Annotated in this window: 9 protein-coding genes; 4 read left to right on the top strand and 5 right to left on the bottom strand. The window is 66.3% G+C overall.

Features of this window, described 5'->3' with window-relative positions; translation table 11 throughout:
• Positions 1 to 21: 21 nt before the first annotated feature.
• Positions 22 to 1128 carry a glycosyltransferase family 4 protein gene (locus tag OKW40_RS21510; RefSeq protein ID WP_429491404.1) on the bottom strand — a complete coding sequence of 369 codons (1107 nt, stop codon included), beginning with the start codon at positions 1126 to 1128 and terminating at the stop codon, positions 22 to 24.
• Positions 1129 to 1309: 181 nt separating this feature from the next.
• On the opposite strand from OKW40_RS21510, the gene OKW40_RS21505 reads away from it, so the two are divergent.
• On the top strand, positions 1310 to 2326 hold the full coding sequence (locus OKW40_RS21505; protein WP_429491402.1) for a glycosyltransferase family 2 protein: 1017 nt from the start codon (positions 1310 to 1312) through the stop codon (positions 2324 to 2326).
• Between the two features lie 43 nt (positions 2327 to 2369).
• On the opposite strand, the gene OKW40_RS21500 is transcribed toward OKW40_RS21505, so the two are convergent.
• Together OKW40_RS21500 and msbA are read right to left on the bottom strand one after the other, a co-directional pair.
• A complete protein-coding gene (locus OKW40_RS21500) occupies positions 2370 to 3422 on the bottom strand; it encodes a glycosyltransferase family 2 protein (RefSeq protein ID WP_429491400.1) in 1053 nt (350 codons plus the stop codon).
• Between the two features lie 123 nt (positions 3423 to 3545).
• Entirely contained in the window at positions 3546 to 5339 is a 1794-nt protein-coding gene (gene msbA, locus OKW40_RS21495) for a lipid A export permease/ATP-binding protein MsbA (RefSeq protein WP_090803670.1), read from the bottom strand.
• 241 nt (positions 5340 to 5580) lie between these two features.
• Here msbA and OKW40_RS21490 point away from each other — a divergent pair, with 241 nt between their 5' ends.
• Positions 5581 to 6342, top strand: a complete 762-nt coding sequence (locus tag OKW40_RS21490; protein ID WP_429491397.1) for a glycosyltransferase family 2 protein — start codon at positions 5581 to 5583, stop codon at positions 6340 to 6342.
• Between the two features lie 48 nt (positions 6343 to 6390).
• On the opposite strand, the gene dnaE is transcribed toward OKW40_RS21490, so the two are convergent.
• Entirely contained in the window at positions 6391 to 9957 is a 3567-nt protein-coding gene (dnaE, locus tag OKW40_RS21485; protein ID WP_184059420.1) for a DNA polymerase III subunit alpha, read from the bottom strand.
• Between the two features lie 303 nt (positions 9958 to 10260).
• On the opposite strand from dnaE, the gene OKW40_RS21480 reads away from it, so the two are divergent.
• Together OKW40_RS21480 and gluQRS are read left to right on the top strand one after the other, a co-directional pair.
• Positions 10261 to 11124 (top strand): sulfurtransferase, encoded by an 864-nt coding sequence (locus OKW40_RS21480; protein ID WP_429491395.1) that lies wholly within the window; start codon positions 10261 to 10263, stop codon positions 11122 to 11124.
• A 52-nt stretch (positions 11125 to 11176) separates the two neighbouring features.
• On the top strand, positions 11177 to 12067 hold the full coding sequence (gluQRS, locus tag OKW40_RS21475) for a tRNA glutamyl-Q(34) synthetase GluQRS (RefSeq protein WP_429491393.1): 891 nt from the start codon (positions 11177 to 11179) through the stop codon (positions 12065 to 12067).
• 107 nt (positions 12068 to 12174) lie between these two features.
• Here gluQRS and OKW40_RS21470 read toward each other — a convergent pair whose 3' ends face one another.
• On the bottom strand, positions 12175 to 13641 hold the full coding sequence (locus tag OKW40_RS21470; RefSeq protein WP_184059426.1) for a DEAD/DEAH box helicase: 1467 nt from the start codon (positions 13639 to 13641) through the stop codon (positions 12175 to 12177).
• Positions 13642 to 13825 lie beyond the last annotated feature (184 nt).

Below are 13825 nucleotides of genomic sequence, written 5' to 3'. Positions count from 1 at the left end.
CCCGAGCGCGGAGCGCCGCCCTCATCCCCGCGTGAACACCTCGTAAAGCGCCGCGACGTGCGCGTCGACGCTCGGGTCGTACACGAGGCTGTCGCGCGGCGTCGCGATGCGCGCGGCGCCGCTCTTCACGCGCTCGACCGCCTGCTCGATCGCGCGCTCGAAACTGCCCGCGGTCTGCCGCGAGAACTCGATCTTCGCGGCACCGGTCACCGTCTCCGCCGAGCCGACGTTGTCGGCGATCACGAGCGGCGTGCCGCACATCACCGACTCCACGCCGACGAGCCCGAACGGCTCGTACGCCGACGCGACGACCGTGAAATCGGCGGCCGCGAACAATTTCTCGATCTCCTTGCTGTAACCCGCGTAACGAATCGTGTCGCCGGTTTTCGGCACCGGGCGTCCCGCGACGACGAGGCAGACCGGCAGCGTCGTGCGCGAGAAAAACGCTTCGAGCAGCGGATAGCCCTTGCGCTCGTGACTCGTCGACGAGAACACGAACATCACGCGATCGTCGGGCACGCCGAGCTGGCGGCGCACGGCCGCGCGCGCGGCGGCGTCGAGCGGCCTGAAGCGTGCGGTATCGACGGGCGGATAGAGCACGTCGATCCGCGCGGCCGGCACGTCATAAAAACGCTGCAACTCGCGGCTCATCAATTGCGAATGCGCGACGATCGAGCGCGCCCGCGTGTAGACGCGCCGCTCGAGCTCGATCTGCCATTCGTCGCTGCGGCGCGGCGCGCGGCCCGCGGCTTCGAGCGAACCCGGATGCGTGCCGCCGCACAACGCGACGTCGGCATGCGTCGAGTGATTGATCGAGAACACGCACGCCGGACGATGCCGCTTCAACCGCTGCTTCAGACGCCAGTCGAACGCGAGGTTGCGCAGCTTGCGCGGCGCCCAGCGTACGTCGAGCGGCTGCGCATCGATCCACGCGGCCTCGGGCAGCGCGCGGTCGATCTCGCGCGCGAACAGCGTCGGGCGCAAACCCATGCGATGCAGGCCGGCGATCACGTCGCGCGTGTAACGCTCGGCGCCACCGCTGTTCTTCAGCGCCTGGGCGGTCAGCGCGATGTCGGTGAGGGAGCGGCGGTTCGGGTCGAGGGCTGCGTCGCGGGTTGGCTCTGACAAGGATCGGTCTCGGTGAGGCGCACGCGCGGGCGAGGCCGTGGGTGCGCAGTTTCGGGGCAGCGGCAATTGTAAAGGATGGGTTTCGCCGGGCTCAGCTCGGGGTGCCCGGGTTTGCCGCGTGCGTCGCGCGGCGCGACCGTCAGCGGCTAGAATCTAGGCCAATCGCCTTCGTCCCGACTCCATGACCGATAGCCCGCCGTCCGCCGCAACCGCCGACACCACCCGCCCGCTCGTCTCGATGCTGGTGATCGCCTACAACCAGGCAGAGCAGATCGGCGACGCCGTGCGCAGCGCGCTCGCGCAAACCTACGAGCCGCTCGAAATCATCGTCTCCGACGACGCGTCCAGCGACGCCACCTACGCCGCGATCGAAGCGGCGCTCGCCGGCTACGCGGGCCCGCATCGCGTGATCGCACGGCGCAATACCGTGAACCAGGGCATCAGCGCGCACCTGTCGCAACTCGCGCAGCTCGCGCACGGCGAACTGCTGTTCGTCGCCGCCGGCGACGACATGTCGACGCCCGAGCGCTGCGAGCGCGTCGTCGACTGCTGGCTCGCGCATGGGCGCCGCCCCGACCTGATCGCCACCGATCTCGCCGACATGGACGAAGCGGGTCACGTGCACGAGCGCGTGAGCCCGACCGAGCTCGATCGCTATCGCAGCTTCGACGACTGGCTCGTCGAGCGTCCATGGCTGATCGGCGCGGCACATACGTGGTCGCGACGCCTGATCGAGCGCTTCGGGCCGATGCTGCCGGGCGCCGCGGCCGAGGATCAGATCATGGTGCTGCGCGCGATCCTGTCGGGCGGCGCGATCAGTCTGCGCGAGCCGCTGGTGCGCTATCGGCGCGGCGGACTTTCGCGCAAGCGCCGCTACCAGTCGGTCGACGAGCTGATCGCGCGGATGCGGCAAAGCAATCGCTACGGACTCGCGGAGCTCGCGCAACTGCAGCGCGACGCTCAGATCGCCGGTGTGGGCGAACGCATGCGCGCGGCGATGGCGCCGAAGCTCGCGCGCGAGCAGTTCATCCATGCGATGTTCAAAGCGGGCAGCCTCGGCGAACGCCTCGGGCTGGCGACGCGCAGCGCCGGCGTGAAGCTCGGGCTGCGGATTCGGATGTTCCTGTATGCGAGTTGCCCGATGGTCTACGCGCCGGGCATCTGGATCAAGCGGGTCGTGCGGGGCAGAAAGGCCTGAAGATGACGATAGGATCTCGCGGTGCCTGGCGACGCCACATGGGTCACGAAAGTCCGCGCGACGCGCCCCGCCGCTGCCGCAAGCGTCGCGCGAGACTCGGCCTTCGCACCTCGACGCCGAAGCTCAGCACGCTCGCGCGCAAGCGCCGCAGGATCTTCACCGAGCGCACGAAGGTCTCGCCGGTGTGGCTGATCATCACGAACTCGAATGCGCCACGCCAGCTCGCGACACCGCGCGAAAACGCATACATGTCGTGACGCGCATCGACGGGCAGCTCGGCGCCGAAGCGTCGCGCGAACACCCGCACCTGATCCGCGATGGCTTCGATCTGCCGCTGCCGGCTCGCGCCGCGCCGTCGTGCCGCCTCGGCGCCGCATTCGTCGCGCGCCGCGCCGCGCTCGTTGGTCGCGCTCGCGCCGACCGCATTGCCGTCATGCTGCCGATACTTCAGATGCGGCGCCGCGACGTGGCGAATCTCGCCGAACGACGCGACCACCATCGCGAGCCACCAGTCGTGCATCACGATGCCGGGCGGGAACGGCAGCGCGCGTTCGAGCGTCGCGCGATTGACGAGCATCGCGCAGCCGGGCACATGGTTGCTCAGCAGAAAATCGCGCAGTCGCGTCGCGCAGCGCGACTTCGCGGTGATATCGAACAGCGAGCGTGACATACAGCACAGCGTCGAGTCGACGAGCTCGATGTCGCAGAACGCGAGCGCCGGCGTCGCGGCGGCGTCGCCCGCGCTTTCCACGCGCCGCAGCTCGCGCATCAGATCGGTGACCTTCTCGGGCGCCCAGACGTCGTCCTGGTCGGCGAGCGCGATGTAGTCGCCGCGGCAGCCGGCGAGCGCGCGCTCGAAATTACCGACGATGCCGGCCCGCGTGCCATCGCCGACGAGCCGCACCGGCACGCGTCCCGTATGGGACGCGAGCAGTTCGCGGGTGCCGTCGCAGGAGGCGTCGTCGGATACCACGACTTCGAGATGGGGCCAGCTCTGCGCTTCGAGCGAAGCCAGCAGCTCGGGCAGATAAGTGCGGCCGTTGTACGTCGCGAGCGCGATGGAGACGAGCGGCTTGCTCGGATCGTCGTGAGACATGGGCAGTCGATTTCCGCGAGGCGGACCGTGATTGCCCGCCAGCATGCGATTAGCGCCGAAAAAGCGCAATAAATTGAGACTTAAACGCAACACCGGCCCGCGCTCCCGTTCGCAATGGCCGGATCAAACCGGGCTTTGCTGGAACTGGATGCGATGCAGATGGGCGTACAAGCCGTCGTGCTCGAGCAGCTCGCGATGGCTGCCGCGCTCGACGATCCGCCCCGCCTCCATCACGAGGATGCGGTCGGCGCGCTCGATCGTCGACAGGCGGTGCGCGATCACGAGCGTGGTGCGGCCTTTCATCAGCGTTTCGAGCGCCGCCTGCACGTGGCGCTCGGACTCGGAATCGAGCGCCGACGTCGCTTCGTCGAGAATCAGGATCGGCGCGTTCTTGTAGATCGCGCGCGCGATCGCGAGACGCTGGCGTTGGCCGCCCGACAGCATCATGCCGTTGTCGCCGACGAGCGTCTCGATGCCCTGCGGCATCGCCTGCACGGTGTCCCACAGGTTAGCCGCGCGCAACGCTGCCTTGACCTTCTCCGCATCGACTTCCTGACCGTACGCGACGTTGTGCGCGATGGTGTCGTTGAACAGCACGACGTCCTGGCTCACCATCGCGATCTGGCTGCGCAGCGCGTGCAGGTCGTACTCGGGCAGCGCGACGCCGTCGACCAGAATCGCGCCGCCGGTCGGATCGAAGAAGCGCGGCAACAGATTCACCAGCGTGGTCTTGCCGCTGCCCGACGGCCCCGCGAGCGCGACCATCTCGCCTGGCGCGATCTTGAACGACACCTGGTCGAGCGTATGGCGGTTGTGCGTGGAGTTCGTGCCGTAGATGAACGACACGTCGCGGAACTCGACCTCGCCGCGCGCGTGAGCGAGCGGCTTGCCGCCGCCTTCCGGCTCGGCCGGCTCGTCGATCAGGCCGAAGATCAGCTCGGCCGCGGTCATGCCGCGCTGCAACGGCTGGTTCACGTCCATCAGATGCTTGAGCGGCGAGATGATCAGGAGCATCGACGTGACGAACGCGACGAAGCCGCCGACCGTCGTCTGATCCGACGACGACTGCACCACCGCGATCGTGATCACGACCGCGAGCGCGATCGACGCCAGGAACTGCGTCAACGGCTGCGCGAGGCCACCGGAGACCGTCATGCGCATCGCGTAGCCGCGCAGGCGCCGGCTCATCGCGGTGAAGCGGTCCGTCTCGTATTGCTCGCCGTTATGCACCTTGACGACCTTGTAGCCGCCCACCGTTTCTTCGACGATATACGACAGCTCGTTGGTGAGCAGCTGATGCTCGCGGTTCAGTCGCCGCAGCCGGCGATTGATCTTGCCGACCAGCCAGCCGATGCCTGGCAGCAGCACCGCGACGATCAACGTCAGGCGCCAGTTCAGATAGAACAGATAGCCGAGCAGGAAGATCACCGTCAGCGAGTCGCGCACGAGCGTGACCATCACGCTCAGCAGCACGTTCAGGATCTGATTGACCTCGAAGACGATCGCGTTGATCACCGTGCTCGCGGTTTCGCGCTGGAAGAACGCGACGCTCGTGTGGATCATGCGGTCGAACATCTTCAGACGCAGCTCGAGCAGGATCTTGTTCGACACGTACGCGAGCAGATAGCCGGACGCGTACTGTGACACGCCGCGAATCAGCGCGAGGCCGATCACCGCGATCGGCACGAGCCACTTGGTCTTGTCGACTGCGTGCGAGCCGAAGCCCTTGTCGAGCAGCGGCTTGAGCAGCGCGGGAATGGCGGCGTCGGTGCCGGCGCTCACCGCCATCGCGATGATCGCGCCGACCCCGACCCACAGCAGCGGCTTGATGAAAGGCCACAGGCGCCGCAGGACGACGGCCGGCGACGACGCATCGCCTGCCCCCATGGGTTTGCTTAACGTTGGCTTCGCGCTCAAGGAATCCTCTGGAAATGCGGAACGGCGAGCACGCGGCGCATGATCGGGCGGCCACGTGAAATATCAAAAAAGAGCATTGTAATCGGTTGCAGATGACGGCCGGCGCTCGGCGCGCGACGGCATGCGCGCAACGCCTGGCGGATCGGCGCCGTGGTGTGGGGACGGATGAGATGTGTATACTCGCTGCTCGATTGCCGGGTCGCGACCCGCTCCGTCACTTCGTCCTCCACGCAACTCAGGTATGCAAGAAACCACTCTTGGCGTTGCCATCATCACCCGGAACGCGGCGGCGCGGCTGGCCGAATGCCTGCAAGCCGTGGCCTTTGCCGACCAGATCGTCGTGATCGACGGCGGCAGCACCGACGGCACCGCCGACATCGCCCGCGCGCACGGCGCTCGCGTCATCGAACAGACGGACTGGCCGGGCTTCGGCCCGCAAAAGAACCGCGCGGTCGATGCACTGACCACCAGCTGGATCCTGTCGCTCGACGCCGACGAAATCGTCACACCGGAACTCGCCGCATCGATTCGCGCGACGCTCGCCGCGCCCGTCGCCGACGTCTATGCGGTGGACCGTCTGTCGAGTTTCTGCGGCCACTGGGTCCATCACAGCGGCTGGTATCCGGACTGGATTCCGCGGCTCTTCAAACGCGGCACCGCGCGCTTCTCCGACGACCTCGTGCACGAGCGCCTCGTGTTCGACACGCCCGCGCAACGCCTCGCCGGCAAGCTGATGCACTACTCGTACGAGGACTACGAGGGTGTGCTGCGCAAGCTCGACGCGTATTCGACGGCCGGCGCGCGGCAGCGTTACGAGGCCGGGCAGAAAGGCAGCATTCGCCTCGCGCTCGGGCGCGGCCTGTGGGCGTTCGTGCGGACTTATCTGCTGCGGCGCGGTTTTCTGGATGGCCGCACCGGGCTGATGATCGCGCTGTTCAATGCGGAGACGGTGTACTACCGGTTTCTGAAGCTGGCGCGCCTGGAAAAAACGGGCGGGCGGTAAGGCTAGCCGGTACACGCTGCACTGGCCCATCGATACCGCGGATCTCGCTCAATACACGATTTCGATCGAGCTTCCCGCAAACTCGCCGCGCAGCGCGGCGAGCAGTTCATCGGTCGGCTTCACGCGCCACGCGTCGCCCAGACGCATTTCGCCTTGCGCATGCTCGCTGCGATAAACGACCTGCACCGCGAGCCCGTTCGGAATCTGCACCGCTTGACGCTGACGGCCGCCGTCGCCGCCGAAGCCGCCACGCCCACCGCCATTGCCGCGCGGCGCGGCCGCCGGCGCGGCTGTGGCGGACGGCTCGTCCTTGCCGGCGGTGTGCGCTTCGAGCACCCGGCGCAATGCCTGCGCGTCCGCGTTGCCGTTCATCTGCACCTTCAGCGAGTCCGCGTAACGGCAGCGCGCGCGGCCGAGATCCATCACCGTTTCGACCGTGAAGCGGATGCCGCCCGTGAACGCGTCGTTGCGCGCCTGGCCCTGCACGACCAGCAGCTCGTCTTCCTTGAACAACTGCTTGTGCTCTTCGAAGACCTCGTTGAACACCGTCACTTCGCACTGGCCGGTGCCGTCGTCGAGCAGCGCGATCAGCATCTTGCCGCGCTGGGTCATCTGCGTGCGCAGCGACACGATCACGCCCGCGACCAGCTTGTCGCGCCCTTCCTTCAGCTCGCCGATCTTCTGGCGCACGAAGCGACGCACTTCGTCCTTGTATGCATCGAACAGATGGCCCGACAGGTAGAAACCGAGCGCGGCCTTCTCTTCCTGCAGCTTGCGCTTTTCCGGCCACTCCGGTTCGTCGACGAGTTCGTGGCCTTGCGACGGCGCGTCGCCCATGTCGAACAGGCCAGCCTGCAGCGCATTGGCCGCCGCCTGCTCGGCCGCTTCCATCGCGAGCGACACCGACGCGATCAGCTGCGCGCGGTTCAGATGCAGCGTGTCGAACGCGCCGGCGCGAATCAGCGCCTCGATCGTGCGACGATTGACGATGCGCCGATCGACGCGGTTGCAGAAATCGAAGATGTCGATGAAGCGGCCTTCCTCGCGCGCGCGCAGGATTTCTTCGATCGCGTTCTGGCCGCTGCCCTTGATCGCGCCGAGACCGTAGCGGATCGTGCGCGAGCGCTTGCCGTCGGCTTCGGCGACCGGCTCGAAGCGATACGCGGACAGGTTCACGTCCGGCGGCAGCACGGCCATCTTGTTCGCGAGGCAGTCTTCGAACAGGATCTTGACCTTGTCCGTGTCGTCCATCGCGAGCGACATGTTGGCCGCCATGAATTCGGCCGGATGGTGCGCCTTCAGCCACGCGGTGTAGTACGCAAGCAGCGCGTAGGCGGCCGCGTGCGACTTGTTGAAGCCATAGCCCGCGAACTTCTCCATCAGGTCGAAGATTTCGTCGGACTTCTCGCGCGTGAGGCCGTTGGTGGCCGCGCCTTCCGCGAAAATTTCGCGGTGCTTGGCCATTTCCTCGGGCTTTTTCTTACCCATCGCGCGACGCAGCAGGTCGGCACCGCCCAGCGAGTAGCCGCCGATGATCTGCGCCATCTGCATCACCTGCTCCTGGTAGACCATGATGCCGTAGGTCTCTTTCAGAACAGGTTCGACGCGCGGGTCCGGATATTCCACCACCTCGCGGCCGTGCTTACGCGCACAGAAGCTCGGGATCAGGTCCATCGGACCCGGGCGGTACAACGCGACGAGCGCGATGATGTCTTCGAAGCGGTCGGGCTGCGCGTCCTTCAGCATGCCCTGCATGCCGCGGCTTTCCAGCTGGAACACGGCGACCGTATTCGCTTTCTTCAGGATCGAGAACGACGCCGGGTCGTCGAGCGGCACCTGGGCGAGCGACCAGTCCTGCTTCGACGGATCGAGGCGGCGGATGTAGCGCTCGGCCCAATCCAGAATGGTCAGCGTGGTCAGGCCCAGAAAGTCGAACTTCACGAGGCCGACTGCTTCGACGTCGTCCTTGTCGTACTGGCTGACGACGCCGCTTTCGTCGCCCTGCGTGTACAAGGGGCAGAAATCGGTCAGCTTGCCCGGCGCGATCAGCACGCCGCCCGCGTGCATGCCGACGTTACGCGTCAAGCCTTCGACGCGCTGCGCGAGTTCGAGCAGCTGGTGCACTTCGTCTTCGTTGTCGAAGCGCTCCTGCAACAGCGGCTCTTCCTTCATCGCGTCGGCGATCGTCACGTGCTTGCCCGGCTTGAACGGGATCAACTTCGCGATGCCGTCCGTGAACATGTAGCCGAGATCGAGCACGCGGCCGATGTCGCGCACCGCCGCCTTCGCCGCCATCGTGCCGAACGTCGCGATCTGCGACACCGCATTCGCGCCGTATTTTTCCTTCACGTACTGGATCACGCGATCGCGGCCGTGCTGGCAGAAGTCGATATCGAAGTCGGGCATCGACACCCGCTCCGGATTCAGGAAACGCTCGAACAGCAGGTTGTAGCGCAGCGGATCGAGATCGGTCACGCCGAGCGCATAGGCGACCAGCGAACCCGCGCCCGAACCCCGGCCCGGCCCGACCGGCACGCCGTTGTTCTTGGCCCAGTTGATGAAGTCCGCGACGATCAGGAAGTAGCCCGGAAAGCCCATCTTGATGATCGTGCCGCACTCGAATTCAAGGCGCTGGTAGTACGTCGGGCGTTGCGAGTCGCGCTCGGCCTCGTCCGGATACAACTGTTCGAGCCGCTTTTCGAGGCCCTCTTTCGATAGCTGCACCAGGTAGTCGTCGAGCGACATGCCATCGGGCGTCGGAAAGAGCGGCAGCTTCGGCTTGCCGAGTTCGAGCGTCAGATTGCAGCGCTTGGCGATCTGCACCGTGTTCGCCAGCGCCGAAGGAATGTCCGCGAACAGCGTGGCCATTTCCTGTTGCGTGCGGAAATACTGCTCGGCCGTGAAGCGCTTCTGGCGACGCGGATTCGCGAGAATGTCGCCTTCGGAAATACACACGCGCGCTTCGTGCGCGGTGAAGTCGTCCGGCGTCATGAACTGCATCGGGTGCGTCGCGACGACCGGCAGTTTCAGCGATGCCGCGAGCGCGACCACCTGCTGCACGTACTGCTCGCCGCCAGGCTGGCCGTAGCGCTGCAGCTCGATATAGAAGCCGCCTGGGAACACCTTCGCCCAATGCTGCGCGTGGCGCTTCGCCGCCTCTTCGTTGCCGGCCGCCAGCGCGAGACCGATGTCACCCTGCTGCGCGCCCGACAGCGCGAGCAGCCCTTCGCCCAGACCGGATTCGAGCCAGCCGGCTTCGATTTCCGCGCGGCCGCGATACTGGTTCGTCAGCGAGGCCTTGCTGAGCAATTCGCAGAGGTTCAGGTAACCGCGGCGGTCCTTGACCAGCAGCAGCAGGCGGGAAGGCTTGTCGCGGTCGTCAGGATTGGTGATCCAGACGTCGCAGCCGGCAATGGGTTTGATCCCTTTGCCACGCGCTTCCTGGTAGAAACGGACGAGGCCGAACGCGTTGCCGAGGTCGGTAAGCGCGAGCGCGCCCTGACCGTCTTTGGCCGCCGCCGCGACGATGTCGTCGAGACGCACGATGCCGTCGGCAATCGAGAATTCGGAGTGAACGCGGAGATGAACGAAGCGGGGATCTGACATGGGCGACATTGTAACTCCACCCTTCCGCGGATTTCAGGTCAAAACGGCGCGTTGGCCATCCGGCCAGGACGAGGTCGGAGCGAGCGCTGTTTGCGCTAGCGCAACTCGTTGGCCATTCGGCCAGGTCGGGGAAAATGCCGGGTTGAGGGATAATAGGGGTTTCGCCTCTCTCGACGTGGCCATTTAACCGGCAAACGCACGGCATACGCGCGCGAACCCGCGCGTCAAACCCCGGGTCTCATACGGGGCGCAACAGCGGCGGCACATCCCGCCGCCCCTCGCCACGCCGGCCATCTTTACCGCAGAACACACATGAGTATCGTCAATCTCGCCGCGTATCAATTCGCGACCATCGAAGACACCGCCGCCTGGCGCCCGTTCGTCACCGAACGCTGCAATGCGCTCGGCCTGCGCGGCACCATCCTGCTCGCGCCGGAAGGCATCAACCTGTTCATCGCCGGCACGCGCGAGAACACCGACGCATTCATCGACTACATTCGCCACGACGCGCTGTTCGAAGGCAAGTTCGCGAATCTGCAGTTCAAGGAAAGCCTGTCGGACAAGCAGCCCTTCACGCGCATGCTGGTCAAGCTCAAGCGCGAAATCATCACGATGAAAAAGCCGGCGATCCGCCCCGAGCTCGGCCGCGCACCGTTCGTCGACGCGCCGACGCTGAAGACCTGGCTCGACCGCGGTCACGACGACGAAGGCCGTCCGGTCGTGATGCTCGACACGCGCAACGCGTTCGAAGTCGACGTCGGCACGTTCGAGAACGCGCTCGACTATCGGATCACGAAGTTCAGCGAATTCCCCGAGGTAATCGAGAACAACCGTGCCGATCTCCAGGACAAGACGGTGGTGTCGTTCTGCACGGGCGGCATCCGCTGCGAGAAGGCCGCGATCCATATGAAGGAGGTCGGCATCGAGAACGTGTACCAGCTCGAAGGAGGCATCCTCAAATACTTCGAGGAAGTGGGCGGCGCGCATTATCACGGCGACTGCTTCGTGTTCGACTACCGCACCGCGCTGAATCCGCAACTCGAACCGACCGCGACCGCGCAATGCTTCGGCTGCCGCGCGGTGGTCACGCCCGAGCAACAGCAATCGCCGATGTACGTCGCGGGCAAGACCTGTCCGGCGTGCCACCCGGACAGCAAGGCCGCGTGCGCCGCGTAATGACAGCCGGGGGGCTCCGTGACGCGGGCGCCTCACCTGTCGTCCCCAAACCATGACCTATCGCGGACGCTTCGCGCCGTCGCCGACCGGCCCGCTGCATTTCGGCTCGCTGGTCAGCGCGCTCGCGAGCTGGCTCGACGCGCGCGCGCAGCGCGGCGCGTGGCTCGTGCGCGTCGAAGATATCGACGGACCGCGCACGATGCCGGGTGCCGCCGAGGACATCCTCGCGACCCTCGAACGCTTCGGCATGCGCGCGGACGAAACGCCGGTCTGGCAAAGCCAGCGCATGGCGCGCTATCAGCACGCGCTGGAGCAGTTGAAATCGACCGGTCTCGTCTATCCGTGCGGCTGCACGCGCAAGGAGATCGCCGATTCGCTGCTGCACGCGCACGCGCGCAACACCACACTCGCCTACCCCGGCACCTGCCGCACGGGTCTGCATGGCAAGCCGGCGCGCGCGTGGCGCCTGCGCGTACCCGACGGCGAGCCCGCCGTGATCACGTTCGACGACCGCTGGCAGGGTCCGCAGACGCAAAATCTCGCGACCGAGGTCGGCGATTTCGTGCTGCGCCGCGCGGACGATCAGTGGGCATATCAGCTGGCGGTGGTGGTGGACGATGCGGACGCGGGCATCACGCACATCGTGCGCGGCGCGGATCTGATGGATTCGACGGCGCGGCAGATTTATCTGCAGCGTTGTCTGGGTGTGGCAACGCCCGAGTATCTGCATGTGCCGGTCGTCACCAACGAGCACGGCGAGAAACTGAGCAAGCAGAACGGCGCGACCGCGCTCGATAGCGACAAGCCGCTCGAAGCACTAGGCGCGGCGGCACGGCATCTGGGACTGAAGTTGGGAAGCGAGCCGCCCACGACGCTGGAGCAGTTCTACTGCGCCGCGACCGCCGCCTGGGCAAAACGGATGAACATTCGCGCATCCCGATGATGCGCACGCGTGAAGCCTGCTGCGTTTTCCGAGACATCGAACCGCGCGGCCCCACCGTTTTTACGCTCGAGGCGTTGCACCCCGAGCTCTGAACCCGACAGCCCGTCTTACGACGACGAAGGCGTCTTCCTCGGCATTCCGAAGCCACCGAGCAACGCTGCCAGTGGCCGCTTCGGCGCCGTCTTTTGCGGCGCGGAGTTCGACGCGGCCGTCTCCTCGATCTTGCGCACCGATGCCGGCGACGGCTCGTACGGCTTCAGGAAGAAATCGTCGACCGGTTGCGCGCGATGATGATGCGCACGGTCATACGAACCCGACGCCCCGCCCGTGCGACGGCGGCTGCGCTCGTCGCGCGATTCGCTGCGCTCGCGGCGCGGCGGACGGTCCTCGTGATGATGGCGCACCGGCGCCTCGACGGTCAGGCGCTGCAAGTCGAGCGGACGCTTGATCAGCTTCTCGATGTCGGCCAGTTGCTTGCGCTCGTTCGGGCTGCACAGCGACAGCGCGTCGCCCGATGCACCCGCGCGGCCCGTGCGGCCGATCCGGTGCACATAGTCTTCGGCGTTGAACGGCAGGTCGAAGTTGATCACGGTCGGCAGTTCGACGATGTCGAGACCGCGCGCGGCGACATCCGTCGCGACGAGCGCCTCGACTTCGCCGCGCTTGAACGCATCGAGCGCCTGCATGCGCTCGCTCTGCGTGCGGTCGCCGTGAATCGCGGTCGCGACCACGCCGTCGCGTTCGAGACTGCGCGCGAGCCGGCTCGCGCCGATCTTGCTGTTGCAGAACACGAGCACCTGCTTCAGGCCACGCTCGCGGATCAGCTGCACGACCGCGCCGGTCTTGTCGCCCTCGGCGACTTCATAGACGATCTGCGTGACATTGGTCGCGGTCGAGTTGCTGCGCGCCACTTCGATGGTCTGCGGGTTGCGCAGATACGTCGCGGCGAGCTTCTTGATTTCGCCCGAGAACGTCGCGGAAAAGAGCAGCGTCTGGCGCTCTTTCGGCAGCAGGTTCAGGATGCGCTGCAGGTCGGGCAGGAAGCCCATGTCGAGCATGCGGTCGGCTTCGTCGAGCACGAGCATCTGCACCTGGCCCAGGTTCGCGGTTTTCTGCTGCACGTGATCGAGCAGACGGCCCGGCGTCGCGATCAGGATTTCGACGCCGCGGCGCAGTTGCTCGGACTGCGGATTCATGTCCACGCCACCGAACACGACCGCGCTGCGCAGCGCCGTGTGCTTCGCGTAGGCCTGCACATTCGCGGCGACCTGGTCGGCCAGTTCGCGGGTCGGCGTGAGGATCAGCGCACGGACCGGATGGCGCGCCGGCGACGCGCTCGTACTGGCCTGCGGCAGCAGACGCTGGATGATCGGCAGCGAGAAGCTCGCGGTCTTGCCGGTGCCGGTCTGCGCGGCGCCCATCACGTCACGGCCCGCCAGCACGACCGGGATCGCCTGCGCCTGGATCGGCGTGGGCGACGTGTAGCCCGATTCCTTGATGGCCTTCAGGATGTCGGGCGCGAGGCCGAATTGATCAAAAGTCTCGGTACTGGGCGTGACGGCTGTGTCGGACATGGTGGCTTTCGCTAAAAAGGCGCGTGGCGCGATGCGCGCGGCAGCGGTCGGGACCGCTGAGGGCATCAGGATGAAGGCGGAGCCACGTCGTTCCGCGCGAGACCCGTCTGAGTTCGGATAATGCGGCCGGCTCCGGCTGGCGGAAGCATCCGCCGAAAGCCGAGTATTGTAGCACTTCAGCAAA

It is taken from the genome of Paraburkholderia sp. RAU6.4a, from assembly GCF_050435625.1.
Taxonomy (GTDB): Bacteria; Pseudomonadota; Gammaproteobacteria; order Burkholderiales; family Burkholderiaceae; genus Paraburkholderia; species Paraburkholderia tuberum.
Note: the sequence above shows the minus strand (reverse complement) of the source record. Positions and strands in the feature narration are given on the sequence as shown.

Excerpts from the sequence above, each read along its gene's own strand:
- OKW40_RS21505 (WP_429491402.1), top strand. The coding sequence starts at position 1,310 with ATGACCGATAGCCCGCCGTCCGCCGCAACCGCCGACACCACCCGCCCG.
- OKW40_RS21500 (WP_429491400.1), bottom strand. The coding sequence starts at position 3,422 with ATGTCTCACGACGATCCGAGCAAGCCGCTCGTCTCCATCGCGCTCGCG.
- OKW40_RS21490 (WP_429491397.1), top strand. The coding sequence starts at position 5,581 with ATGCAAGAAACCACTCTTGGCGTTGCCATCATCACCCGGAACGCGGCG.
- dnaE (WP_184059420.1), bottom strand. The coding sequence starts at position 9,957 with ATGTCGCCCATGTCAGATCCCCGCTTCGTTCATCTCCGCGTTCACTCC.
- OKW40_RS21480 (WP_429491395.1), top strand. The coding sequence starts at position 10,261 with ATGAGTATCGTCAATCTCGCCGCGTATCAATTCGCGACCATCGAAGAC.
- gluQRS (WP_429491393.1), top strand. The coding sequence starts at position 11,177 with ATGACCTATCGCGGACGCTTCGCGCCGTCGCCGACCGGCCCGCTGCAT.
- OKW40_RS21470 (WP_184059426.1), bottom strand. The coding sequence starts at position 13,641 with ATGTCCGACACAGCCGTCACGCCCAGTACCGAGACTTTTGATCAATTC.